A 25,621-nucleotide genomic window follows, 5' to 3' on the forward strand; every position below is an offset into this window, starting at 1 on the left:
TCTGATGTCCCCCGTTCCTTCAGCTGCACCGGGTTAGCGGGGTAGCGCGGCAGCGGAGTCAGCGACCGGGATTCAGGCGGCTACCTGCGGAAGCGTCTCCAGTTCCTTTTTGTACGCGGCATCCATCTGCATCTTCAGGCCAATCCTTTCCAGTTCCGACGTGAACGTCGAACGGATGACCGGATTTTCGTCCGCGTAGTCGATCTGGCAGCCGCCGATGCGCCGCGAGATCCACGCTTTTGGCACACCCTGAGAATTGCGCTGGGAGACGACTTCGTGCTTGAGCGCGAGGTAGCGCGACGGATTCGGATTCGTATTGAAGTGTTGGTGGAATTCGCCGTTGGCCGGCGTGATCAGCGAACCGGCTTGCCAGTCGTAACGCTTCGGCTCTTCGCCTTCGCGCCACATCATCGAGTAGCCCGATCCACTCATGATGATGACGTGCGCGCCGGGGCCGTGTGAGTGCGCTTTCTTGTACGTCGAGGTCGGGAATTGCGAAATGTGGCTGTTCTGCGAGCCGCGCGCCATGTTGAAACGGATATGACCACCGCCGGCGCCACGCTCGGCAGCGCTGATCAGCGGCAGGTTCACCGCGTCGGCGACGAAATTGGTCTCCATCAGCAGACCCTTTTGCTCGCCGCCATTCGCGAAATAGTCGGGCTCGCCGTTGAAGCGGTTCTTGAAGTCATACGCTGTGCCGAAGATGAAATCGATGTCTTCGAGCGCGTTGATGGTAGGCGGCCCGTTCGTGACCGCAACAAAGCGTGCAGCGTCCTTGCCAGACGTGTTGTAGTGCGTGTGCCAGCAATTCAGCGGGATGGCGAAGAGGGCACCGGCTTGCCATTCGAACGTGACTTCCGCACCTGCCTCGTTGCGAACGGTAGTCGATCCGCGGCCGCTCAGCACATAGATCATTTCTTCGAACAACTGGCGCTGAGGTGCGAGCGATTTGCCCGGCGGAATTTCGCAGACGTAGCAGTCGTTCGACGTACGCGACGCTTCGTGGTTGATGTAGACGCCCCTGCCTCCACGACGCGCCCAATCCTTGAGATCAACCGTACGCAAGTCCTGGACATAATGGCCATCGATGATGTCCAGGCCCTGCTGGGCAATCCAGCGCGTATACGCTGTTTCCTTTTCGGTAGCGAATTTCTTCGCCATGTCCTCGGAAACCACTGCGTTCTTGCTCATTGAATTCTCCATTCGATGCGGGTTGCGTACACAACAAGATGGCTCGCGGAGCCGCAAGCCATCTTGTTCAGGTGGTACCTAGACGGTGGCGGTGCTCTTCAGGTACTCGCGAATCTTTTCGGCGGTGAGCGTCACCGCCGGATCGTATTCCGGCGCGTCTTCGAGTTGCTGCAGATCGTTGAGGCCGCTCTTCCAGAAAATGCGATTGATTGCCGAGATCAGGCGCACGGGGCGATCTGGGTCGGCGTTGAAATGCTGATGGGCGGTGCCAGGCGGTATATAGATCACATCGCCGGCTTCCCATTCGAAGCGCTCGACGTCACCGACTGGCTTCCACGTGTATTGATCGACGATTTCGACGTCGTAATCCTGATGCAGGTCATAGCCGCGACCTTCAAGCACATACAGACATTCTTCAGCGAGGTGACGGTGCTTGCCCGACTTGCTGCCCGGCGGAATGATCTGCATGTATGCGTCGACCGTCTCCATGCGTGTGTTCATGCTTTCGTTCAGCAGGTGCTTGAGCAGGCCTTGCTGCGACATTTCCCACGGCATATTCTCGGGCCGTACAATCTTTGCACGCTTGGCGTTACGCTCAGGGGCCTGTTCGGCGTGCTCCAGCAGGTCCTTGTAAAGCGCGCGGTTTTCCTTGCCTGCCAGCCAGTTTCCCGATTCGGTCCATGCCATGATCAGTAGCCTCCTTCCGGATGATTGAAATCAGTCTCTTCCATGCGTGCGACGAAACCCGCACCGGTTGGCGACGGCTCATCAGGGCGCGGTTCGACCGTCTTCTGGAACAGCATGTTCATGAACATGAACATCGGCTTTGTCTTGATCACAAGCGCACGTGCAGGCTTGTCGAGGCTGCGATTGAAGTGCTGGTGCACGCAGTTGTTGTGGACGATCGCGATGTCGCCGGCTTCCCAGTCATAGCGGATGCCGTCGTGCACCTCGTAACCGATGCCGTCGAGGATGTAGAACGCTGCCTCGTTCACATGGCCGTGTTTCTGCGAGTGACCGCCGGGCGAGTATTCTTCAAGATGGATGTGGAACGTCTGCGTGATTCCGTTTTTCGGCTGCACGTAGTGACGGCTGAACGTCTGCGGCCCCTTGCTAAACTTGATTTCTTTGCCTTTGCGCACGCGCGGAACGGAACGCAGGCGCTCGAGTTCCACGTTCAGGTTGTATGCGCCCTCGATGCCACGCACGAATACGCGATTCTTCACATTGCCAGCGGTGCTGTGATGCGATTCTTCCGCGGGCTGAGCCTCTTCATGCGTCAAGTTCGCGTCGATGCTTGATTCAGACATAACGACTCCTTGTTGGTACAGCGAATCTATTGAGGGTTCAATGCGACACAACGGGATGGATCTACTGCGACCCAAATCTTGGTGCCAACCGGCTCGCGGTGCGACGGATGCGCACGCGCAAGCAGAATCTGTTCACCGATCTTGATCTGAAGGTCAAGCGTTTCTCCAAGAAATACCTTGGAATACACCGTGCCTTCAAACACATTTCCATGTTCGACTATTGGCTTGCTGGCAAAGATCTCCAGGTTCTCGGGCCGCAGCGACACGACGGCTTTCGTGCCGACGTTCATGCCGACACCGTTGGCCACTCTGATCGTGCCGATGGTGGAGCTAATCGTTAGCTCGTCACCCTGTGTGTCTCGGACGGTTCCATCTACGAAGCTCGTGCTACCAATGAAATCTGCGACGAACCGATTGGCAGGTTGCTCGTAGATGCTGCGAGGACGTGCTTTCTGAACGATGTGGCCGTCCTTCATGATGGCAATTTCATGCGACATTGCCAGCGCTTCTTCTTGATCGTGCGTGACGTAAATAGTCGTGACGTTCAACTCGCGCTGCAGGCGCTTCAGTTCAAAGCGCATCTTGTCGCGCAGCTTTGCGTCGAGATTCGACAGCGGCTCGTCGAGCAGCAGGAGTTTCGGCTCCATCACAATCGCGCGAGCGAGAGCGAGGCGCTGCTGCTGGCCGCCAGACATCTTCGTTGCATCGCGATCCGCCGCATGATCGAGACCGACCGCGGTAAGCGCGCGCATGACCTTGTCGGCAATCTGCTGTTTCGTAAATTTCCTCTTGCCAACGTCAAGGGGAAAGCTGCAATTCCTGAATACCGTCATGTGCGGCCAGATGGCGTAAGATTGAAACACCATGCCAAACTGACGTTTGTTTGGTGGAACGAAGATCTTGCGATCTGCGTCAAGAACGGTCACACCGTTTGCTGTGATTTTGCCGGCATCGGGCTTTTCAAGGCCTGCGATCGAGCGCAGAGTCGTGGATTTGCCGCAGCCGCTGGGGCCAAGCAGCGTGAAAAGCTTGCCTTCGGGGACTTCGAAGCTCACGTTCTCAATGCCTGCGACTTTCGCGCCGTGACTGTCGAGATACACCGTGTTCAGATTCTGTATATTCAGCATTGTCGCCTCAATAATTCTGTTGCGGCCGGTTCAGATCGATTTCACGCCGAATTTGCCGCCAACCCACTGCGCAAGCGATACAAGCGCGAACAGTCCGATCACGAACATCACGCTCAACGCCGACAGTTCTACGTATTGCCCGTTTTGCCACAGTTCCCAGACGACGACGGATATCGTTTCACTACCCGGGCTGTACAGCAGGATCGAAGCAGACAGTTCGCGGATCGATACGATGAACACGTAAATCCAACCGCCCATCAAACCCGGCTTAAGTAGTGGCAAAACGATACGAAGGAACGTCGTGCCCCAGCCAGAACCACACATTTCAGCTGATTCTTCGAGCTCTTTCGACAGTTGAATCATCGAGGTTTGCGTATAACGCATCCCATAGGGCATGAATCGCGTGATGTAAGCAATGAGGAGAATCCACAGCGTCCCGTAGATGCCGATGTTGACGTTGAGGAAAAAGACCATGAATGCCAGACCTAACACCAGGCCTGGAAACACCATTGGAAGCGAAGCAAGGTTGTCAAGCAGCCAACGCCCGCGGATCTTTGTCTTGATCACTATCCAGCACACGATGGCGGAAAGCAGCATCACGCACGTCGCACAGGAGAAACCGAGAAGCAAGCTGTTGCCCACGGCCTCCTTGAGTTCCGGATAACTAAAGATGTAGCGATACGAATCGAGCGTCAGATGGTGCAACGCCTCCATCGACGGTGGCACATAAAACTTCTGGAATGACGACCATAGCAGCACGAGTAGCGGCAGAACCACGATCACAAGCGCATACAGCACAAAGATTGCCGCCGTGAAGTAGCGCCAGGGACCGAGGTCAATTGCGCGTGCACGGAACGCTTTGCCGCTGACCGTTGCAAATTTGCCGCCCTTTGCAAGCAAGCGGCTCTGGATGAAGATCCCGACCGAAGTGATGAGCAGCAGGATCGTTGAATAGGAAGAGGCCAGACCGGTCGGCGTTGGATACTGCTGCAACGCTTCATAAATCGACGAAGTCAGAACCTGGATTTTTACCGGTAGGCCAATGAGCGCAGGCACTTCGAATGATTCGACGGCTCGCACGAACAGGATCAGAACCGTCGAAACGATTGCTGGTACGGCAAGGCGAAGTGTGACGCTGCATGTCGTCCTGAAGAGACCGGCACCGCTCATGATGGCGGACTCTTCCAGCGACGGGTCCATGCCACGAAACGCTGCCGACATCAGCAGGAACGCCATGGGTGAATATTGCAATCCGTCGATCCAGATCATCCCGCCCATGCTGTAGATGTTGAATGGCGGATGCGACAGGTTGAAACAATGCATCAGCGCAACGTTCAAAACCCCGATCTTCGGGCTGGCAAGCAGAATCCAGGCAATGGTGAAGAGGATCGCCGGATTGATCAGCGGCACCACCGTCACCACCGCGAAGAGGCGACGCAAGGGCGTATTGGTGCGCTCGTTGATCCAGGCAAGCGCTGAGCCGACAACAAACGAAACGAGCGCAGCGCCAATGGCAAACTCCACCGAATTCGCGAAAGCAGACCAGGAGTCCGCGCTACCGAACGCAATACGGTAATTGGCGAGCGTGAATTGCGGTGGCGCATCTGCACCCTGCGGCGTCATGAAGCTCTGCCACAGCAGGAAACACAGTGGAATCAATGCCAGTACTGCGACGATGAGAATCGTACTGCTTACCACCAGCCATTTTGAATCGAGCCGCTTCCAGAATCGGGGCGGCGTATTGGTGACATCAAGTTGAAGCTCCACCAACTGTCTCCTTGCGTGACCTCATTCCATTTTACAGTTCCTTTATATGGAACGCCGTTTCCATTTGTGGGTCCGGTGCCGACATTGAGCGCGCGTGGTTGATTTTTGTCAAGGATTGGGAGGGGTGGGTTAGCCCTAGGTTGGACGCCTTTATTGGCTGCTACACGGCCTTATTTGCTCTATGCCAGTGACTTGGGTGCTCACTACTGCAATCTGAACTATTCTCGTATGCGGAGAGTCGTTCCATTTTAGAGGTGATGCAATCGCGCAAGCTGCGGTATGATCCCGGCACATAGGTCATACAAACCGGAGACACCCTATGCCGAACGATACAAACGTTCATTCGCTTGATGATCATCTGTACGGTTACGACCCTGATCACGAGCATGGCGACGATGCGGATCATGATCACGATCACGATTTTGCGGAATCCGAAACAAATCAGGAGGCTGTGTGGCTGCTCGATAACGTCGTTCTCAACAGCGTAGGTATCGACATCGGTTCGTCGGGTACGCAGCTCGTGTTCTCGCGTATTCATATGCGGCGCATCGCAGAAGAACTGTCGAGCCGTTACATCATCGTTGGGCGTGAGCCGATCTACCAGAGCCCAATTTCGCTCACACCGTATCTGAGCGAGACGCAGATGGACACGCGGGGCCTTGAACGTATCGTTGCTTCGGCCTACAAGGAGGCCAATCTCAGTCCAGGCGACATCGATACCGGCGCGGTGATCCTTACTGGCGAAGCGCTCCGGCGCGAGAACAGCGAGGGCATTGCGGATATGCTGGCCGAACAGGGCGGCGAGTTTGTCTGCGCGACTGCCGGGCATCACATGGAAGCGATGCTGGCCGTTTACGGTTCTGGAGCAGCGAAATACTCGCACGAACACAAACATCGTGTGCTGAATGTCGATATCGGTGGCGGCACGACCAAACTGGGTCTGGTCGATTCCGGCAACGTGATCGGCACGGCTGCGGTTCACCTGGGCGGTCGTCTGATCGTGACGGACCAGCAAGGCAGAATTACGCGGCTCGACCCGGCGGGCAAAGACCACGCACGAGCAGCGGGATTCGCGTGGGAAATCGGCAGCCAGACGACGCGCGAGCAGCTTGCGCAGGTTGCCGACTGGATGGCGCAGGCGCTTGTGCGGGTACTGACCGAGCGCTTCACCGCTGATGACCTGAATTCGCTTTTTCTGACCGATCCGATTGGCGATCTGGGAGAACTGGATGGTTTGATCTTCTCCGGTGGTGTCGGCGAATATGTGTACGAGCGGGAGACGCGCGATTTCCTCGACCTCGGGAAGCTTTTCGGCGCGGCGGTGCGGCGGCGCGTGCTCGCAACGCAAGTGCCGTGGCCGCTGTTACCCGCCATCGAATGCATTCGCGCGACCGTTCTCGGCGCGTCGGAATACAGCATTCAGTTGAGCGGAAACACGACGTTCATTTCGAATCCGCGCAACTTGTTGCCGCGAAAAAATATGCAGGTCGTGCCGATCGAAGAGCGCATGACCGGGTTAATCGATCCTGCAGCCGTAGCTGAATCGCTGCGCAAGAGCTTCCAGCGCTACGATCTGAAGGAGGGGGATCAGGATGTGGCGATCGTCGTGCGTTGGGCGGGACCGCCGGAATACTCTCGCCTTGCTGCGCTCGCGCGCGGATTGATCGACGGCAATCAATCGACTGTCGCTGCCGGCAAACCGCTGTACGTCATTGCCGATGGCGACATCGCCTATTCGCTTGGCAACCTGTTACGCGAAACACTGAACGGAAATGATTTGTTCGTGATTGATGGCGTTTCGCTTCGGGGGCTCGATTACGTCGATCTGGGCCGCATCCGTATGCCGTCACGCACCGTGCCCGTCACCGTCAAATCGCTGGTGTTCAGCGAAGACCCCAGCCTGCACGGCAAATCCGATACATCCGAATGGCATGCACACGAGGATGGCACCGTCCATCGTCACCATCATCACGTTACCGCGGGCAAGGATCAACATCACGATCATGGCCATGGTCACGGCGCCGACCATGGGCACCACCACCATGTGGATCACGCACATGACCACTCGGGTAGCCACAACTAGCGCCTAAAGAAACGAACGCTGTCACACGTGCAAATGCTCGTGTGGCGGAACACGCTCTTCCATCAACGGCATCAGATGCAGGTTGCTGTTGCGCACACCACGTTGTGACGCAAGTGACCACGCAAACTGCTGAATCGTCCCCACTGCGCCGCGCAGCACGATTGTTTCGAGGCAATTGTCGTGATCGAGATAGATGCGACTGCTGCTAACGATCAGCGCGTGTTGCGCGTGATACGCATCCGATAGGCGCTGCGCGAGCTCGCGCACGCCGTGCTCAAACACGATTGTCAACGTTCCTACGCATTGCGCGTGCACGTCATTCAGCAACTCCTCCGAACGATGGGCACGCAGGATGTCGCGTAACGCCTCCGAGCGGCTGCTGTAGCCGTGTTGTTTCGTCGTTTGATCGAGCGTTGCGAGCAGAAAATCGTCAATCGTAATCGTGATGCGTTGCATGTTGCTATCCATTGCCACGCAGATTGCGTCTTGACACCACCATAGCATACACATCATCATTCTTTCCGGATGTTCCAAATAAAGGCTCTAGGTTCCTTTATGTGGAACAGAAAATACTGCCTCGGAGTATGAGGAGTTTCGAAAAACGTATGAGCGATGCGCGGCCGTGCGCATGACGAGATCTTTCGGTGGAGACGTGAATGATTCAATTCCTCAAATTCCTCTTTAACGATGCTGACCTGAATGTTCGAGGTCGTATCGCTGCTATGTATGCGCTGCTGGGCGTGTTCAATCTCGGCGCGTGGGCGTGGGCATTCATCGCGTTCCACGGACAGCCGGTGCTGCTTGGTACGGCCCTGCTTGCCTACAGCTTTGGTCTGCGTCACGCGGTCGACGCAGACCATATCGCTGCAATCGACAATGCCACACGTAAGCTGATGCAGGAGGGGCAGCGCCCGGTGACGGTGGGGTTGATGTTCTCGTTGGGTCATTCGACCATTGTTATTGCCGCCACCGCAGCGATCGCGGCGACAGCGATCGCTCTGCAACATCGCTTTGAGACCTTGCAGGCGATCGGAGGTGTAATCGGCACGCTGGTATCGGCGGGTTTTCTGTTCATCATTGCCACGATCAATCTGATCGTGCTGAAATCCGTGGTTGCTACATTTATGCGCGTCCGCCGTGGCGAGCGGTACGACGAAGAGGACCTCAATCTTCTACTCGCCAATCGCGGCTTGCTGGCGCGCATTTTCAAGCCGATGTTTCGCCTGATTTCGCGCGGCTGGCATATGTATCCGCTTGGAGTGCTGTTCGGACTCGGCTTTGATACGGCTTCCGAAATCGGCTTGCTCAGCGTTTCGGCTACACAGGTGTCGCACGGTGTGCCTATCTGGTCGATCATGGTGTTTCCGGCACTGTTCACAGCCGGAATGTCTCTCGTCGATTCGACCGACAGCATCCTGATGTTGGGCGCGTACGGCTGGGCGTTCATGAAGCCGATCCGCAAGCTTTACTACAACATGACGATTACCTTGGTGTCGGCGGTTGTCGCAATCGGCGTGGGCGGAATAGAAGCACTCGGGCTGATCGCAGACAAGTTGCATCTGAACGGCGCGTTCTGGGATGGCGTCGGTACGATCGGGGATAATTTCGGCATGGTTGGCTATGCGATTATCGGCCTGTGCCTGTTCATCTGGCTGGCTTCTACCATCGTCTATAAATGGCAGCGTATCGATGAAATAGAAGTGTGATCGCGATGGCGAGGCAGCACGATAAACGCGTCAGGCGAGGCGTCGGTAGTATTGGTCTGATTGCAGCACTGGGTGCGTTCGGTTCGAACGCACTGGCTCAAAGCAGTGTGTCCTTGTATGGCGAAATCGATGCGAGCGCCGTCTGGTTGAACAATGTCCGCGGTGGGCGCCAATATCAGCTTGCATCGGGTCTGATCGATGGCAGCTTTCTGGGCGTGCAAGGTTCGGAAGACCTTGGCGGCGGTAGCAAGGCAGTCTTTCGTCTTGAGCGTGGCTTCAGCGTCACCACAGGCGTTGATCAGAACGACCATCCTTATTATTTAGGAATCGGGAATGACCAATATGGCACGCTGACGCTCGGGCACCAATACGATTCTATCCACGATTACCTCGCTCCGTTCACGCTGACGGGCGGCAGCGGCGGCACTGCGTTCGCGCATCCCTTCGACAACGACAACACGAATAATTCGTGGCTCGCACGCAATTCGCTGAAGTACAGCAGTTCGTCGTTTGGCGGGCTGAGTTTGGGTGGGATGTATGCTTTTTCAAACACAGCAGGGCGGTTTGCGGACAATCGTGCGTACAGCATCGGTACGAATTATGCTCGCGGCGGCTTCAACGCAGGGGCGAGTTGGCTGCATGTGGACGGCCGGGGCAATTCAGAACGTGGCGCTTACGATGCAGTCACATTGCCGGGCACAAACCATACTACGTTCGATGCTTCAGTGCAGACGCAAAACACTTTTGGTGTCGGCGCAAGCCAGGCGTTGGGCGCATTTACGCTGGCAGCGTCATGGACGCGATCTATCTATAGCGGCGTGGTCGACACGCGAACGGATCTGCCCGCTCGAGCGGTAGCCTTCGATAATTACGAGGTCTACGGCACGTGGCAGACGAGCATTACGCTGTCGCTTAGCGCTATGTATACGTACACGCAGGGTACGGACACGCATTGGAATCAGGGCGCGCTGCAAGCGGATTACCTGCTGACAAAGCGCACTGATACCTACATCGAAGCGATCTATCAGTGCGCTTCGGCTGGAGCGCCGGTCGTCATCAATTCGATGGTGCCTTCCAGCAGAAACAACCAGTTATTATTCGCAACGGGCATTCGCCACCACTTCTGATATCTCAACGCAGTAGCGGGACCGCGCTTTACTCTCAGAGTGGCAGGTAAAACATGGCCACGTAAGCAAGTGCGACGGCTGACATCAGAATATACGGATTGAGCCGGGTGAAGTGGACGACGCAACCTGCAATAGCCGTGGTTGCCCAGGTAAACGTCGTTGCGTGCATGGATTGCATCACCGCAACGGCCCCAGCGAAGATCAAGCCAACCGCAACTGGCGCCAGCCCGCGCTCGATCGCGTGACGCCAACGCGTGCCTTCGCTCTTATGCCAGAACAGCGTCACGGTGACGAATACCGTTGACGACGGGATATACATCGCGAGCGTCGCCACGATCGCGCCGATAAAGCCCGCCATATGCCAGCCGATCAGCGCGGAAATCAAGGTGGTCGGTCCAGGAGATACGCGCGAGATCGCGAAGAGATCCGCGAATTCCTGGCCAGAGAGCCAATGGTAGACCGACACACTTTGAAGCTGGATATCGGCAATGATGGTCTGGCCACCGCCAAACGAAAGCGCGGAAAGCGGCGCGAACAGAAGGACCATTCTTAACAGGACGTTATCCATTTAATTTTCCATGGCAGCGCAGAGGACGCTAATAGGCACGAGCACGAGCACGACAGGCACGGTAGGCCAGTGCAACATACCGACCGCGACGAAAGAGACAATGGCAAACACGTAGCGCAGTAGCTTGCGCTCGATGCGCATCGCAACCTTGCCGCCCATCGAAAACGTCGCACCGACACCGGCAGCGGCAATGCCGAGCAGCAGAAAGTGTGTGAGCGGATAGCCTGAGAAACGCGCGTATAGCACCGCGAGCACGAGTACAACGAGAAGAGCGGGCAAAATCATGCCGAGCGCACCGACAAGCGCGCCGAGCGACCCGCGCAGGCGTTGACCGACATAAAGCGAAACATTGACCGGGTTTGCACCGGGCATGACTTGCGATAGGGTCATGCCGGCGACGAACGCGTCGTTATCCAGCCATTTGCGTTCCTCCACAACTGCGCGATAGGACCATGCGGCAGTGCTGCCGCCGAACGACATCACGCTGATGCGCACGAATGTCGTAAATATGTCCCATAAGGCGACGTTTGGAGCTGCAGAAGCGGCAGCGGGTTCTTCGACGGTAGACATGGCATGAACTCGGCAGGGGTTAAAATGCATGTTCCATATAAAGGAACCGCATTCCAGTATCAATAAGCTATACTTTTAGCACGCTGACCGTACGTCGGGCAATCAGGTTTTGCTCGATGTCGATGCCTTTGTGTTACGCAAAATAAAAAGCGCCGTGCCTGTCGGGCACAGCGCTTTGAAGATTGTTCGTGCAGAACCCTTGCTAAAGGCGGCTCGTCACGCGAAGGCGGCAAGGCTTTGCGCCGCTCGAGTGGATACGCTCTATCCTGATTGACGATCTCAGGGGTGATAGCCAAGCGTTGCAGAAATGCCGTCCGTCGCGGCGATCAGATGCGGCACCGCGGCACGCAGCGCTTTCTTCGTCAGGCGTTGCGCGGGCCCGCCGAAGCCGATCGCCGCGACGACATTGCCCGTCGTGTCACGCACGGGCGCGGCAATGCCACGCATGCCGATTTCAGACTCCTCATCGTCGATCGCATAGCCGTCGCGACGAACCTCCTCGAGCGATTTCAGAAACGCCTGCGTATCTGTGTTCGTTTTGGGTGTTTGCGCGACGAGGCCTTGCCTGATTGCGCGCGAAACGACATCCGGCGTGCTGAACGCGAGCAGTACATGCCCTTCTGCTGTATAGCAGGCAGATTTACGCACGCCGATATACGAGCGCATACGGATCGTCTGTTCGCTCTCAAGGTTGAACATGTAGACGACGCTTGTATCGTCCAGAATTGCAAGGTGCACGGTTTCATCTGTCTGTTTGCGCAACACGTGCAAGAACGGCAGCGCCTGCTTTGTTACGTCGAAACGCCGGCGCACGAGGCCGCCGAGTGTGAACAAGAGGAGGCCGAGCCGGTATCGGCCGTTGTCTGGGTTCTGTTCCAGCAAGCCTTCCGCCAGCAGTGCAGCGCATAGGCGATGCACTGTGCTCTTGGCGAGACTCATGCGTTTTGACAATACGCTGATGCCCAGCTCGGGCTCTTCTTGCGAAAACATCTTGAGCAGTCGCAATGCCGCCGTTACCGATGACAGCCTGCGCGGCCCATCCTGTTCCGCTTCCAGTTCTTTGTCTGCTTCGTTGTTCCGCATGTCTTTTGCGTCCAGTTTAAACATCCTCATCAAATTTAGCGCGCATCGTCGCGAAAGGCGATCGTCACGAAACGCAGTCTATAGGGCGCCCCAGCGTTTGCCGATGGATTTCCCCCTCTTGACGCATGCGTACTAACCCCAGTTTCTATCCCGTTTGTCTTGACTTTTGTACCGACCCGCAGGGAAACTTAAAGTTGTTCCATAATAACATACGTGTGTTCCGCATATGAGAACAGGTTGGCATGGTCCGCCCAGGGCTTGAAACAGTGAGCGCGACCCCGCACGGATATCGAATCAAGGAGGGCAGGCTGTGACAGGCATCGTGATGATTGGGAAGCAAAGGCAATGAGTGCATACATTGAACAGAAGCAGATGCTGGTAGACGCCATTCGGATGCTCGAACGCGCCGGCGTTATCGACTTCAACGGCCACTTTAGCTGGCGTGTAACAGGTCAGGATCGCATGTTGATCAATTCGGGCGCGTCGACGCGTAGTGCGCTCGACGCGAACGATATTGTGACGATCGATTTCGACGGCAACCTGATTGAAGGCGATGCAGCGCCGCCGATGGAGTTTCACATTCACTCGGAAGTCTATCGCAGGCGCCCGGACGTTAGCTCGGTTGTGCATACGCATCCTACCTGGTCCACGCTGTTCAGCATGACCGGTAACGTTGTGAAGCCGGTAATCATGCAGGCTGCGGTGCTCGGCGAGATTCAGTCGTTCCCGAGGACGGTTTCAATCAACGAGAAGCGGATGGGTCAGGAACTGGCGGAATGCCTGGGCGCGCACCGCGTCGTCATGCTCAAGTCGCATGGCGCCGTGATTGCGGCGGAAGGCATTCTTGAAGCGTTCGTGCTCGCGTTTTATCTCGAAGAGAACGCGCATCGGCTGTATCTCGCGCAACAGCTCGGTGAACCGATGGTTCTATCGCCCGAACAGATCGACACGATCGGCCGCAATCTGTGGAAGCCGAATCTGCTGAAAAAGGTGTGGGACTATCACGCGGGAAAACTCCGTTCGTGACTGGCTAACGACAATCATCCTGCTGTGGGAGGCACCCAGGCTGGTTTCCTCCCTTCAAGAGCGCACGCGCCAAGCGTTAGCCGAAACGCCCTGTGCATCAGTTTCACTCCCCATCAGTTTCGATCACGACCACGCCATCTTCGACGTGCGTCCTGTACGTCTTCAGCGGAATCATGCATGGCGGCGCGACAACCTCGCCGGTCTTGATGTTGAACGAGCCGTTGTGAAAATCGCATTCCACGGTGTGGCCATCGATATAGCCCTCCGACAACGATCCCGGACCATGCGTGCAGGTGTCATCCGTTACGAAATACTCGCCCTGGATATTGAATACGGCGAGTGTCAGGCCATTCTTTTCGACCTTGATTGCCTTGCCTTCGGCTACGTCTCCCGCGTGGCAGAGGTGAGCGAATGCGCAAGCGTGACTCATAGGGAATCTCCATCGTTGACATGTTGTGGGTCCGATGATAACTTTGTTCTTGCTCTGTGAACAGCGTTCCGTATAAAAGAACGAAAAGAAAGGCAGATTACAACCGCGTCACAACTGCGTCGCGCAGCAACAGTAACCCTGAGGCACATACCATGTTGAGAAAAGAGCAGAACGATCTCGTCACACAAACCGGACCCGGTACGCCGATGGGCGAACTGTTCCGTCGTTACTGGCTGCCGGCGTTGCTGTCGGAAGAACTTGCGGAGCCGGGTGGTGAACCAGTTCGTCTGCAGCTGCTGTCGGAACGCATGCTTGCGTTCCGGGATTCAGAGGGCAAGCTCGGTCTGATCGATGAGTTCTGCGCACACCGTGGCGTGTCGCTGTGGTTCGGTCGCAATGAAGAGGGTGGTATTCGCTGCCCGTACCACGGCTGGAAATACAACGTGGCCGGTCAGTGCACCGAGGTCCCATCCGAAGCGAAGGAAAGCGGCTACGCGGAAAAGATAAAGCTGAAGTCGTATCCGCTCGTTGAACAGGGCGGCGTCATCTGGGTGTACATGGGGCCGGCCGACCAGCAGCCGCCGCTGCCTGCGTGGGAATTCTCGACGGTGCCAGCACGCCAGTCGTTCATGACCAAGCGAATTCAGGAATGCAACTGGCTGCAGGCACTCGAAGGCGGTATCGACTCGAGCCATGTTTCGTTCCTGCACAGCGGCAGCCTCAACGCCGATCCTCTGTTCAAGGGCGCGAAGGGCAACCAGTACAACATGAACGACCTGGCTCCCGTCTTCGAGGTTGTCGAAGCGTCAGGCGGACTGGTAATCGGCGTGCGGCGCAATGCGGAGGACGATCAGTATTACTGGCGTATTACGCCGTGGGTGATGCCGTGTTTCACGATGGTTCCGCCGCGCGGCGATCACCCGGTACATGGGCACTTCTGGGTGCCGATCGACGATCATAATTGCTGGGCATGGAGCTTCGACTACCATCCGACGCGCGATTTGACGGAAGACGAACTGCAGGCGATGCGGGACGGCAAGGGTATCCACGTGCGCTACGTGCCGGGCAGCAACTATGTTCCCGAGCAGAACAAGACCAACAACTATCTGATGGACCGCGCAGCGCAGAGAGCGGGCACCACGTACAGCGGAGTGGACGGCATCGCCATGCAGGATGCGTCGCTTCAGGAGAGCATGGGGCCGATCCAGGATCGTACGAGAGAGAACCTGGTTGGCACCGACAACGGCATCATCATGATGCGCAGCCGGATCATGAAGTCGGCGCGCGCGCTCGCCGAGAACGGCACGCTGCCGCCAGGCCGCGATCCGGAGTCGCAGAAGGTTCGTTCGGTTGCCATTCTGCTGAAGCGTGAAATGCCGTTTAGCGAAGGCGCACGCGATGCAATGATCGCGGAAGCGGGCAAGCAGCATCAGTCGATCTGAACCCCCGTCGACATGGATGAGACCCTTGTGAGCAAGCAGAAACATCGCATCACGCTGGCTGGTGCCGATCAGTTTTTCGAATGCGGTAACGACGACGTGCTGTTGCGATCGGCTTTGCGCAATAACATCGCGTTTCCGTACGAGTGCAATGTCGGCGCGTGCGGTAACTGCAAATTCGAATTGATAGAAGGCGAGGTTGACGCGAGATGGCAAGAGGCACCTGGCTGGACTGCGAAAGATCGCGAGCGCCGCCGGTATCTCGGCTGTCAGTGCGCGCCGCGAACCGATTGCACGATCAAGGTACGTCCGAGTCGGCATTACGCGCCCGTCCATCAACCAAAACGTGTGACCGGTACGCTCACATTGCGTCGTCCGGTCACGCACGATATCCGGGAATTCTGTTTCGAGCTTTCGGATGACATGCGATTTGAGCCGGGACAGTACGCGTTGCTGAGGCTGCCTGGTGTGAACGGTCAGCGGGCCTATTCAATGAGCAACATTGTGCAAGGCCCGCGCGCACGAGTGCTTGATTTCCAGGTGCGTCGCGTACCGAATGGGCACGGTAGCCAAGCGCTGTTCGACACACTGGAAACGGGCCAGCAGATCGAAATCGATGGCCCCTACGGCATGGCCTATCTGCGTCGCGACGTGAAGCGCGACATTCTGTGTCTCGCTGGCGGTTCAGGCCTCGCGCCGATGATTTCGATTGCGCGCGGTGTGGCGGCAGACCCGGGAATGAGCGGTGTCAAACTGAATTTCCTGTATGGCGGCCGTACACCACGCGATGTCTGCGGACGCGACATGCTCGAGGCACTCGAGAGTTTCGGCAAGCATCTTCATTTCAACGCGGCCGTCTCGGACGCGGGCGGCGAGCAGTGGGACGGTCACACCGGCTTTGTGCATGAGCTGGCCGAGTCGATGTTTGGTGATGCTCTACGCGACCTGGAAATCTATTTCGCTGGCCCGCCAGCGATGGGGCAGGCGATCCAGAAGATGTTATTGGCGCGCAGCGTGCCGTTCGGGCAGGTGCACTTCGACCAGTTCTATTGATTTTTCTTTGCTCTCTAAAGGAGACAATGTGAGCAAGCTGCAGCTTTCCGTTGCGGTCGGCCCCTATGACCGTATGCGCCCCCTGGTGGATGGTGAAGTGCAGATTGAGGGCGTGGATCCGACGTTCCTGTTGCAGGAGCCGGAAGAGATTTTTTTTCGCGCATTGCGTCATGCGGACTACGACATCTGTGAACTGTCGTTGAGCAGCTATTCTGTGAAGACGGCAGCAGGTACGTCTCTGTACGTGGCTATTCCGGTATTCCCGTCGCGTGCGTTCCGTCACACATCGGTGTATGTGAACGCGAACGCAGGTATCGACAAACCGGAAGATCTGAAAGGCAAGCGCATCGGTGTGCCCGAATACCAGTTGACCGCCAACGTGTGGGTGCGCCTGTTTCTCGAGGAAGAATACGGTGTCAGGCCAGCGGATGTGACCTGGGTGCGTGGGGGGTACGAAGACCCAACCCGCGTCGAAAAGATCAGCCTGAACCTGCCCAAAGATGTGGAACTGGTGAATGCACCTGAAGGAAAGACGATTTCCGGAATGCTCGACACCGGTGAAATCGATGCGCTGATCGGCCCGCGGGCACCGTCGTGTTTCGATCGAGGCTCCCCGAACGTGAAGTATCTGTTCGACGATCCGCAAGCCGAAGCTGAGGCCTGGTATCGCAAAACAAAGCTGTTTCCGATCATGCACACGTTAGGCATCCGGCGCACACTGGTTGAACAGCATCCATGGCTGCCGATGTCGGTGATGAAGGCTTTCGAGAAATCGAAGGCGATCGCACTGCACCGTCTGGCCGATACATCGGCGACGAAGGTGACATTGCCGTTTATCGAGACTCAACTGCGCGCTGCGCGTGAATTGATGGGTGACGACTTTTGGTCGTACGGCTTCGCCGCGAGCGAGCACGTGCTCAACCGGTTCCTGGCACAGCATTACGCAGAGGGACTTTCGAGCCGCCTGCTGATCGCGAAGGATCTCTTCCATCCGGCAAGCCTCGAAAGCTTCAGCGTTTGACCTGTCGTCGAGAGACGCCGGGGAAACACTTGGCAAATCCCTGGAAAATCCTCTACGTCTTTAACCTTGATCGCGGAAGAGCATCATCATGCGACAAATCGCAATCGGGCAGACGGGTATCGTTGCAAAGGAGGAAAGCCTGACCGGCAGCAAGCTGATATTTGGCGTGGTGGCGGTATCCCTTGCTACCGCGCTCAGTAGCCTCGATAGCGTGATTGCCAATATTGCGTTGCCCAGCATCACGACGATATTGCACATCAGCCCTTCGGAGTCGGTGTGGATCGTCAACGCTTATCAGCTTTCGATAATCATGGCGCTGTTGCCGCTGTCGTCATTGGGGGACCGTGTCGGCTATGCGCGCATCTACATGGTGGGGCTGGCGCTCTTCACGTTCGCATCGCTGATGTGTGCAATGTCGAAATCGCTGGACGCGCTGGTCATTTCGCGTGTGCTGCAGGGCCTGGGCGCGGCGGGTATCGGTAGCGTCAACACCGCGATCGTCAAGATGATTTATCCATCGCGGCTGCTCGGGCGCGGTGTCAGTATTCATGCGTCGGTCGTTTCCATTTCGACCGCGGCCGGGCCGACGGTGGCCGCGGCTATCCTGTCGGTTGCAACATGGCCGTGGCTATTTGCGATCAACGTGCCGCTTGGCATTATCACGTTCTTCGTTGGATTCAAGGCGCTGCCCCGGCCGCCTGTATCAAAAGCAGAGTATGACTACTTCAGTGCACTGCTGAATGCAGCGATGTTCGGCTTGCTCGTGCTAGGCGTCGATCAGATGGGTCACGCTGGCGGCATCCGCGCAAGCGTGGTCATTCAGCTATCGGCGGCAGCGATCTGTGCGTGGCTGCTGGTGCGTCGCGAACGAAACCGAACCAGGCCGCTATTGCCGGTAGACCTGTTGCTTAAACCGGCATTTCTGCTGGCCGTCCTGACCTCGATCTGTTCGTTTACGGCGCAGATGCTCGCGTTCGTTTCGCTGCCGTTCATGCTCCAGGATGCGCTCGGGCGCAGCACGATGGAAACTGGCGTGCTCATTACGCCCTGGCCGATCGCCGTCTTATGCATCGCACCGCTAGCGGGTTCGTTGTCGAGCCGCTTTAAGGCGGGGGCGCTCGGTGGCGTGGGGCTGGCTGTCCTGGCAACGGGCCTGTCGTTGCTAGCGCTACTGCCGTCACATCCCTCTTCGTTCGATATCGGCTGGCGCATGGCGGTCTGCGGGATAGGCTTCGGTCTGTTCCAGACGCCTAACAATCGTTCGCTTCTCGCCCTCGCACCGACCGGCCGAACCGGCAATGCAAGCGGCATGATTAGCGTAGCGCGCGTGCTTGGACAGACGTGCGGTGCTGTGCTGACGGCGTTCATTCTGCTGATTGAACCTCATCATGCCGGCGTGGTTGCATTGGTCACCGGTGCGGGTTTCGCCGCCATTGCCGCGTGTGTCAGTCTGACCCGTTTGATATAGACGGGAACCGTTACAAAGGCGATTCTTTGAGAGAAAAGAATGAACGCAAAAGATTTTGAGTACGTTTCCGCAGCGGCTGACCTCGAAGCGCCGGTGCGGCAAAGCGATGCGAGCGTGGCCTGGTCGGATGCGCGGCTGCTCGGGTTCACGCCAATGGATAACGTGCACGAGGAATTCTACGAGGTCGCGCTACGCCTCGTGAGCTGTTCCGAGACTAGCGCGCTTGCTGCAATCCATGAATTCGAGCGACACGCGATCAGCCATTTTGAGCAGGAAGACGAATGGATGCGTGCGACGAAATTCCCGCCGCGCGACTGTCACATCGAAGAGCATGCGGCGGTTTTAAGGTCGGTAGGCGAAGTCAAGGCGGAACTGGAAGCGGGGCGAGCCGGCGCAAGCATGGTGCGTGATTTTGGTATGCATCTGTTTGGCTGGTTTCCCGGCCATGCGGACTACCTGGATTCCGCATTGGCCGCGTGGATGACGAAACAGACGATGGGTGGAATGCCGGTTGTGCTGCGCCGGACCTTGTAGTCGACAAACCTGAAAAGTGGAACCGGGGCGGCGTGGCGATCGACATGCTTTGCGCGTTGCGGCCGGTGTCGATGATGCGAAAGGCGACTATGCGCTATCGCGTTGGGAAGCGCTCCCGGGCGGCGCGTGACAGCCAGATCGTGGCCATACAACCGACGACCGACATGATGGCCGGTGCCCAGAAGATCTGTGCCATCTGCACGTGCATGTGGATCAGTTTGCCACCGGTCATCGGGCCGGCAATGGCGCCAAGGCGTCCCAGACCATGTGCCCAACCCGTACCCGAGGCGCGGATCTGAGTGGGGTAGCAGAGCGCCATCAGCGCGTTCGTCCCCGATTGTGTCCCCAGGATGAAGAGGCCCACGCCGAATACGCCAAGGGCCAGTGTCATCGAGTGGGTTTGCAGCCCCAGCAGCAGGGCCGCCAGCGCGCCGAGCGCCATATACAGAGGCACGACCCACAGGCGTCCCCGGTCGAGCATCAACGACATCAGCAGGCCGCCGAGCACGCCACCCAGGTAGTACATGGAGGCAGCGTGTTCGGCCTGGTGCGGGTTCAGGCCGAATGAATTCAGAAGCGTCGGCATCCAGCTGTTCATGAAGAAGTTCGCGAACAGCGTCGTGATTGACATCACCCAGATCAGGGGCGTAATGATGCGCAGATTGCCTTCAAAAAGCTGCCTGACGTGGAATTTCTTTTCCGCAAGATGAAGGATCTGAAATCGCGTATCGACCGGAATGCTCAATTCCGGACGGATCCTGCGTGCAAGCTTCACGATCCGAGGATCGTACGCGTTACGCACCGACAAAAACTTGATCGACTCGGGCAGGAAGATGCTCGCGAGGACGGCGGTCACAAGCGGCGCAAGACCACCGATGGTAAAAATCAGGCGCCATTGCGTGGGGTGAATCAAGCTTCCAAGCTGGCCGGGTAGCGCGCCGCCGAAAGTCAGCCCCACAAACATCGTCGTGATGAGCAGCGAGCGCATGCGCTGCGGTGCGTATTCGGCAGTCAACGCCACGGTATTGGCGGGCAGCCCGCCAAGCGCAATTCCGGTAAGGAAGCGGAAGGCCATCAGCACAGGAAAGGAATGGGCCGTCGCGCTAAGCAGCGTAAACACACCGCAGAGCAATGTCGAGGAGAGGATGGCTACGCGCCGGCCCCAGCGATCGCCGACGTAGCCAAACCCCAAGGCGCCAAACAGCATGCCGAAAAGACCGGCGCTGAACAGGGGGACCAACGCGTGTCTTTCGATTCCGAACTCGCGGGCAATACCGATTGATGCAAATGCGGCGGCCGAAAGATCATAGCCATCGCAGAGTTGACACATAAATCCAATGAATACGACGCTCCAGATAAATGGGCCGATCTTTTGCTCGTCAACAAGCTCCGCAACGCGAATCGTTGATGAATTTACGGCTTGGTTCATTGTCGCTAGTCTCCAGCTGCAGTCCGCGCACTACACGCGCAGGTGACCGTGTATCGCATGCGGACGATCTTCAAAAGAATCGGGGTCGATCTACTTGCTATCGCAAACTTATTAATTCGCTGGAGTTGCGAACGATGCAATCGATCATCCCGGCGTGGTCACTGGCCAGATGGGTTCCGCCTTCTATCGCGTGAAGCTCGGATTTTTTCCATGCCTGAGTCAACGCGTAGGCACCGGTCGGCGTCACTTCGTCCCGTGTGCCGTGAATTAACGCGCCAGGAATGTCTTGCAATCGGTCTGTATGGTTGAGTATCTGATCAGGTGACAGGAATCCCTCATGCAGAAAGTAGTGCACGGAGATGCGAGCCATGGCCAGTTCTTGCAGCTTCGTTTCGGCAGCCGTGCCGCGTAGCGGGTCCCGGCATCCGGCCAGATGATTTTCCCAGGCACACCACTGATAGGCCGCCTCATATTCCTCTTCGGAGGCGCCGCAATTCAATGCCCGTGCGTAGGCCTTTAGAAGACCCTGACGTCCAGAAGCTCCGGTCCATGTTGAGAAGTGCTCCCAAGCCTCAGGATGCAAGCGAGCGGCACCTCCGCCATAAAGCCACTCCAGTTCGCGTGCGGTGCAAAGAAAGACACCCCGCAGCAGCAGCGCGCGGACTCGTTGCGGGTGGGTTTGGGCATAAGCCAAGGCTAGCGTGGTCCCCCAGGATGCGCCGGAAACAATCCAGCGTTCGATATCGAGCAGCATGCGAAGTTGTTCAATATCGGCAATCTGATCGTTCGTTGTGTTGTGTTCGATGCTGGCCGCCGGCGTCGAGCGACCGGCGCCGCGAGGGTGAATGAGCACGATGCGATAACCGAAGGGATTAAAAAATCGCGGGTCCTGGCGACCAGGGGAACCGCCAGGGCCGCCGCATAGGTGCAGCAACGGAATACCCAGCGGATTGCCATGCGTCTCCCAGTAGACGCGATGGCCGCCACTGACATCGATCCAGCCGGATGCGCGGGCCGTGCTTGGCGGATAGAGATCGCGCAGATAGATCATCGCTGGCCCGTTATCCGGATGCGGCTTCGGTTGTGGGTTCAAATGCGCTCCTGCCCAGACCACCTGACGTCGGGAACACCAGGGATTTGATCACGACGGGTGCCGCCGAGGCCGTGGGAAGCAGCTCACCGATGTCGACGAAATCGAATTCCTTCAGCGAGATTCCGTCAATGGAAACGATGGGCACCGGGAGACCACGTTCCCGCTTGAAGTGGATGCCGATCAGGCCGCCGACATCGCCTTCACCGATCAGGACGATCGGTTGTCCGGCTTCGATCCGCGTGCGCATGGCGTTCATCACACCGGCCACAAACGCGTCCATGCGACGATAGAAGGCCGTGCCAGCAAACCGGTGGAAGAGGGCAACGGCCTTCGTGTCTGCCTGCAGGTCCATCCGCCCAAGCGCGGTGGTCACGGCTTTTTCGATGTCGTTGGGGTCCAGTTGATCCGGCTCGAGATCGCAATCGAGGACCACCACCGGCAGGTTGCGCAGCGGCAGAACCGACTGCGGTTCAACAAACACCGTGCTACCGCTCACCTGAACCGTGTATTGCGAGGCGCCGACCACGGTGGCGCGGATACCCTCGTCGGTTTCCCTGATTTCGGCTCCTGAAGCTTCGATGCGCTTGCGAACCGCGGCGGCCAGCCACAAGCCCAGGTCGCAGAACTCGCGCGTTTCGCGGCCGTACACGTATTCCGAAACACCACCCGAGAACGTGACCAGATCGGGAACCCGGGCGCCTTCAAGCGGCGTCAGACGGAGCAGCGAAGCCGTGAGCGGACTAAGTTCCGCGCCGTTCTTCATCGACGCTTCACACAGGCGCTCGGCCATGCGTTCGACGATGGCCTCCAGTACGCCAGGGCCCGGCTTGACACCCACGGTGAGCGTGACGCCAAGCTCCTGCGCAAACCGTTCGCCCGCGGATTCGACACGGGCAATGCGACCGTCCGCGTCGACAGTGATGATGCGTGCGCCAATGTCGATCGCGGTCACGCTTTTGACCTCGCCTTCTTCGCAGATCGCGATCTTCGTGGTGCCGCCGCCAATATCCAGGTGCAGCAGACGCGTATCTTGACGCAGTGCGCGCAACACCGCGCCGGAACCGAATGCCGCCAGCATGGATTCGAGTCCGTCACCCGCCGAGACCGAAACGAATTTGCCCGCCTGCGCGGCGAACAGATCCGCGATCGCCCGTGCGTTGCGACGGCGCACTGCCAGGCCGGTGAGGATCAGCGCGCCGGTATCGATCTGGTCGGGCGTGACGCCCGCCTTGTGGTATTGCTGATCGATGAATGCACCCAGCCGCGCCTCGTCGATCGTCAGATCGTCGGAATAGGGGGTGAGTAAGATATCCGATTCATGAAGGATCGTGCGTTGCGAAACGATGTAACGCGTGGTTGTTCGTTCGAGCACGATGCGCGAAATGACCATGTGAGACGTGGAGGATCCAACATCGATTCCCACGCTGACCAGCTGGATTTCGTCCTCTTCCTCCAGGCTCCGGCCGGTATCGGTAAAGAAGATGCGACCTTCTTGTGGCTCGCTTTTCATGCGTGTCTCCAGTACATAAAAGACGGGCCGCGTCCCTGAAAGAACACAGCCCTCTGGACCTGCTGACTGCGGACCCACTACGCGAACGCGTCAGACGACCGAGTCACCGACATGCTTTTCCGGCTTCACGTACCACGACGGGTCCATACGGCTCTGGACGCCGTTCTTCGCGAGGCGCGACTGGTACTCTTGACGGATGTAGGGGTCTTCCATCCAGTAAGGGATCGCGGTGCCGCCAGCGCCGACGTCCTGAGCCGTGTAGTCGTTGTGCTTCGCGCCCGGGGCACCCGGATCCCGGCCCGGGTTGTGCGGGCCAAACCATGCGGTCAGACGGAACGGTTCGCTGGACGTGCTGAAGTGCTGGTGGTACCAGCGTGCGCCGCCAGGCGCTGCGGTCACCATGCCGCCGTAACCGTAGTCGAGGCGCCGGACCTTGTCTGCGTGACCGGTGGCCCAGGGGGTTTCGCCGTATTGTTCCGGCCACGTGTAGGTATAGCCTTCACCCTTCAGGCAGATCAGGATGGCGGCCGACGTGTGAGCGTGGGCCTTCGAGTAGCGGCCCTGTTCGTGCTGGCCGATCCAGAAGTAGAAGCAGTTCTCCGTCATGAACGGCTCGACACGGCGGTAGCCCGGCGAACGACGGTTGTCCAGCGGCAGCTCGCAGTTCACCGCATCGGTAATCAGGTTGGTACGACGCCGCGCGAGGCCGCGAACCGGATCCGTTTCGATCTCGTCGCGCGGCTTGTAGAAGTCTTCGTCTGCACTGAAGCGATCGCGGAACACAAACGGGTTGTTAAACACCGCTTCGACATTGTTGATCTGGTTCATCACATTCGGTGCCGTGTTGCCTGCAAGCAGAATCGCACCGGAGTTCGAGCCGTCGACGATACGGAACCAGGCGTTCATCGGAATCGAGAACATCGAGCCGGCCTGCCATTCGAACACGTGCTTGCGGCTTTCGCCTTCAAGCCAGACCTCGGTGGTGCCGCGTCCTTCGACCACCCAGTAAATTTCCTCGAACATATGCTTTTCGGGGTTCAGTGCGCTGCCTGCCGGCACTTCGACCACGTAGCACCCCCACTTCGTTTCCGTGCCCAGCAACTGGATGTAGTGGCCGCGACCGCCCTTGCGCTTCCATTGCACCATCGGCAGATTGCGCACGTCCTTGATACCGATATCGCGGAAAACCGGCACGCCTTCGCTTTCCATGAACAGGTCGTAGGGCGTCGGCTGCTTCTTGAATTCGCCGAAACCCGCTTTCTTGTGGCCAGCCGGTTCGTGCCAGTGAGCAAGGTCTTTTTCATGCGGCATCGTGTCTCTCCTTTGTATAGGGCAATCTTTCAGATAAAGATTGCTTTGATCGGTCTGTTCAGTCGTTGTAGGCCACAGGTTGGGCATTCGGGACTTTCATTGACATGACCCTGTCGTCCTGCAGGCCTTCGATGATCTGTATCAGTGACCGCAGGGTGGTCCCGTGAGCGCATACCAGTACGCGTTTGCCAGCCTGTAGGCGCGGCAATATCCGCTCAGACCATGCCGCACGCACGCGGATTGCCGCGTCGCCGATCGATTCGCCACGGGGTAATGAGCGAGGCGCGAAGGCCAGGTACCTGGGATCCGACTCCGGACTGTAGGGGTTCTCTGGCGGTACGGGCGCTGGACGCGCATCCACGTTAAAGCGGAAATTCGCCAACTCGAGCGGGCCGTAGCGGGCCGAAACTTCTGCTTTGCTCATGCCGGTCAACATGCCGTAATGCCGTTCATTAAGTCGCCAATCGGTGACGGGCTGCGGTTCCTGATCCGGATAGAGGTGCTGGGCGACGACCCAGTAGGTGCGCAGGGCGCGGGTCAACATCGACGAAAATCCATCGTCAAAAGTCCAATCGGCATGTCTTAGCATCTCGCCCGCTTGCCGGGCCTGAACGATGCCCTGCGGCGTCAGATCGATATCCGCCCATCCGGTAAACCTGGAACCGGCATTCCATTTGGATTCGCCGTGTCGGAGCAGCACCAGTTTTGCCTGGGGGCCGAGTGGGGCGGGGACGAGCATCACTGAATATCCTTTTCTCTACCTGCAGTCCGGGCG

The 25,621-nt window shown here is 57.8% G+C and carries 24 protein-coding genes; 9 read left to right on the top strand and 15 right to left on the bottom strand.

Features of this window, described 5'->3' with window-relative positions; all coding sequences use genetic code 11:
- Positions 1-72 precede the first annotated feature (72 nt).
- The 5 genes from ACYVNQ_RS18515 to ACYVNQ_RS18535 form a co-directional block, all read right to left on the bottom strand.
- Positions 73-1,191 (bottom strand): cupin domain-containing protein, encoded by a 1,119-nt coding sequence (locus ACYVNQ_RS18515; RefSeq protein ID WP_460904015.1) that lies wholly within the window; start codon positions 1,189-1,191, stop codon positions 73-75.
- A 78-nt stretch (positions 1,192-1,269) separates the two neighbouring features.
- On the bottom strand, positions 1,270-1,878 hold the full coding sequence (locus ACYVNQ_RS18520; RefSeq protein WP_460904016.1) for a cupin domain-containing protein: 609 nt from the start codon (positions 1,876-1,878) through the stop codon (positions 1,270-1,272).
- 2 nt (positions 1,879-1,880) lie between these two features.
- Positions 1,881-2,501: a cupin domain-containing protein gene (locus tag ACYVNQ_RS18525; protein ID WP_460904017.1), complete on the bottom strand. Its 621-nt coding sequence runs from the start codon at positions 2,499-2,501 to the stop codon at positions 1,881-1,883.
- Positions 2,502-2,527: 26 nt separating this feature from the next.
- Positions 2,528-3,628 carry an ABC transporter ATP-binding protein gene (locus ACYVNQ_RS18530; protein WP_460904018.1) on the bottom strand — a complete coding sequence of 367 codons (1,101 nt, stop codon included), beginning with the start codon at positions 3,626-3,628 and terminating at the stop codon, positions 2,528-2,530.
- Between the two features lie 30 nt (positions 3,629-3,658).
- Complete coding sequence (locus tag ACYVNQ_RS18535; RefSeq protein WP_460904019.1) at positions 3,659-5,395, bottom strand: ABC transporter permease; 1,737 nt, start codon at positions 5,393-5,395, stop codon at positions 3,659-3,661.
- 319 nt (positions 5,396-5,714) lie between these two features.
- Here ACYVNQ_RS18535 and ACYVNQ_RS18540 point away from each other — a divergent pair, with 319 nt between their 5' ends.
- Complete coding sequence (locus ACYVNQ_RS18540) at positions 5,715-7,478, top strand: ethanolamine ammonia-lyase reactivating factor EutA (RefSeq protein WP_460904020.1); 1,764 nt, start codon at positions 5,715-5,717, stop codon at positions 7,476-7,478.
- Positions 7,479-7,499: 21 nt separating this feature from the next.
- Here ACYVNQ_RS18540 and nikR read toward each other — a convergent pair whose 3' ends face one another.
- Positions 7,500-7,934 (bottom strand): nickel-responsive transcriptional regulator NikR, encoded by a 435-nt coding sequence (gene nikR / locus ACYVNQ_RS18545; RefSeq protein WP_460904021.1) that lies wholly within the window; start codon positions 7,932-7,934, stop codon positions 7,500-7,502.
- 200 nt (positions 7,935-8,134) lie between these two features.
- On the opposite strand from nikR, the gene ACYVNQ_RS18550 reads away from it, so the two are divergent.
- Both ACYVNQ_RS18550 and ACYVNQ_RS18555 read left to right on the top strand, forming a co-directional pair.
- Positions 8,135-9,184, top strand: coding sequence for a HoxN/HupN/NixA family nickel/cobalt transporter (locus ACYVNQ_RS18550; protein ID WP_460904022.1), 1,050 nt, complete (start codon positions 8,135-8,137; stop codon positions 9,182-9,184).
- 5 nt (positions 9,185-9,189) lie between these two features.
- Positions 9,190-10,311: a porin gene (locus tag ACYVNQ_RS18555; RefSeq protein WP_460904955.1), complete on the top strand. Its 1,122-nt coding sequence runs from the start codon at positions 9,190-9,192 to the stop codon at positions 10,309-10,311.
- A gap of 34 nt (positions 10,312-10,345) precedes the next feature.
- On the opposite strand, the gene ACYVNQ_RS18560 is transcribed toward ACYVNQ_RS18555, so the two are convergent.
- The 3 genes from ACYVNQ_RS18560 to ACYVNQ_RS18570 all read right to left on the bottom strand — a co-directional run bounded on the left by ACYVNQ_RS18560 (position 10,346) and on the right by ACYVNQ_RS18570 (position 12,532).
- A complete protein-coding gene (locus tag ACYVNQ_RS18560) occupies positions 10,346-10,879 on the bottom strand; it encodes a chromate transporter (RefSeq protein WP_460904023.1) in 534 nt (177 codons plus the stop codon).
- Positions 10,880-11,479, bottom strand: a complete 600-nt coding sequence (locus ACYVNQ_RS18565) for a chromate transporter (protein WP_460904024.1) — start codon at positions 11,477-11,479, stop codon at positions 10,880-10,882.
- 249 nt (positions 11,480-11,728) lie between these two features.
- Positions 11,729-12,532, bottom strand: a complete 804-nt coding sequence (locus ACYVNQ_RS18570; RefSeq protein WP_460904025.1) for an IclR family transcriptional regulator — start codon at positions 12,530-12,532, stop codon at positions 11,729-11,731.
- Between the two features lie 345 nt (positions 12,533-12,877).
- On the opposite strand from ACYVNQ_RS18570, the gene ACYVNQ_RS18575 reads away from it, so the two are divergent.
- A complete protein-coding gene (locus ACYVNQ_RS18575; RefSeq protein WP_460904026.1) occupies positions 12,878-13,558 on the top strand; it encodes a class II aldolase/adducin family protein in 681 nt (226 codons plus the stop codon).
- A gap of 103 nt (positions 13,559-13,661) precedes the next feature.
- Here the strand turns inward: ACYVNQ_RS18575 and ACYVNQ_RS18580 are convergent, their stop codons facing one another.
- Positions 13,662-13,988, bottom strand: coding sequence for a non-heme iron oxygenase ferredoxin subunit (locus tag ACYVNQ_RS18580; protein WP_460904027.1), 327 nt, complete (start codon positions 13,986-13,988; stop codon positions 13,662-13,664).
- Between the two features lie 152 nt (positions 13,989-14,140).
- Here ACYVNQ_RS18580 and ACYVNQ_RS18585 point away from each other — a divergent pair, with 152 nt between their 5' ends.
- From ACYVNQ_RS18585 to ACYVNQ_RS18605, 5 genes are all read left to right on the top strand, one after another.
- Positions 14,141-15,430 (top strand): aromatic ring-hydroxylating dioxygenase subunit alpha, encoded by a 1,290-nt coding sequence (locus tag ACYVNQ_RS18585; RefSeq protein WP_460904028.1) that lies wholly within the window; start codon positions 14,141-14,143, stop codon positions 15,428-15,430.
- 27 nt (positions 15,431-15,457) lie between these two features.
- Positions 15,458-16,480, top strand: coding sequence for a 2Fe-2S iron-sulfur cluster-binding protein (locus ACYVNQ_RS18590; RefSeq protein WP_460904029.1), 1,023 nt, complete (start codon positions 15,458-15,460; stop codon positions 16,478-16,480).
- 28 nt (positions 16,481-16,508) lie between these two features.
- Positions 16,509-17,501 carry an ABC transporter substrate-binding protein gene (locus ACYVNQ_RS18595; protein WP_460904030.1) on the top strand — a complete coding sequence of 331 codons (993 nt, stop codon included), beginning with the start codon at positions 16,509-16,511 and terminating at the stop codon, positions 17,499-17,501.
- A gap of 88 nt (positions 17,502-17,589) precedes the next feature.
- Positions 17,590-18,969, top strand: a complete 1,380-nt coding sequence (locus ACYVNQ_RS18600; protein WP_460904031.1) for an MFS transporter — start codon at positions 17,590-17,592, stop codon at positions 18,967-18,969.
- Positions 18,970-19,008: 39 nt separating this feature from the next.
- Positions 19,009-19,503 carry a bacteriohemerythrin gene (locus tag ACYVNQ_RS18605; RefSeq protein WP_460904032.1) on the top strand — a complete coding sequence of 165 codons (495 nt, stop codon included), beginning with the start codon at positions 19,009-19,011 and terminating at the stop codon, positions 19,501-19,503.
- Between the two features lie 94 nt (positions 19,504-19,597).
- Here the strand turns inward: ACYVNQ_RS18605 and ACYVNQ_RS18610 are convergent, their stop codons facing one another.
- The 5 genes from ACYVNQ_RS18610 to ACYVNQ_RS18630 form a co-directional block, all read right to left on the bottom strand.
- Positions 19,598-20,932 (bottom strand): MFS transporter, encoded by a 1,335-nt coding sequence (locus ACYVNQ_RS18610; protein ID WP_460904033.1) that lies wholly within the window; start codon positions 20,930-20,932, stop codon positions 19,598-19,600.
- 97 nt (positions 20,933-21,029) lie between these two features.
- Entirely contained in the window at positions 21,030-22,025 is a 996-nt protein-coding gene (gene pip, locus ACYVNQ_RS18615; RefSeq protein ID WP_460904034.1) for a prolyl aminopeptidase, read from the bottom strand.
- Entirely contained in the window at positions 21,994-23,535 is a 1,542-nt protein-coding gene (locus ACYVNQ_RS18620; RefSeq protein WP_460904035.1) for an ethanolamine ammonia-lyase reactivating factor EutA, read from the bottom strand. Before ACYVNQ_RS18620 ends, pip begins: the two co-directional genes overlap by 32 nt.
- Positions 23,536-23,625: 90 nt before the next feature.
- Positions 23,626-24,846 (bottom strand): cupin domain-containing protein, encoded by a 1,221-nt coding sequence (locus tag ACYVNQ_RS18625; RefSeq protein WP_460904036.1) that lies wholly within the window; start codon positions 24,844-24,846, stop codon positions 23,626-23,628.
- A 58-nt stretch (positions 24,847-24,904) separates the two neighbouring features.
- Entirely contained in the window at positions 24,905-25,585 is a 681-nt protein-coding gene (locus ACYVNQ_RS18630; RefSeq protein WP_460904037.1) for a 2,3-bisphosphoglycerate-dependent phosphoglycerate mutase, read from the bottom strand.
- Between the last annotated feature and the right edge of the window lie 36 nt (positions 25,586-25,621).

The sequence above is a fragment of the Paraburkholderia jirisanensis genome, assembly GCF_054782355.1.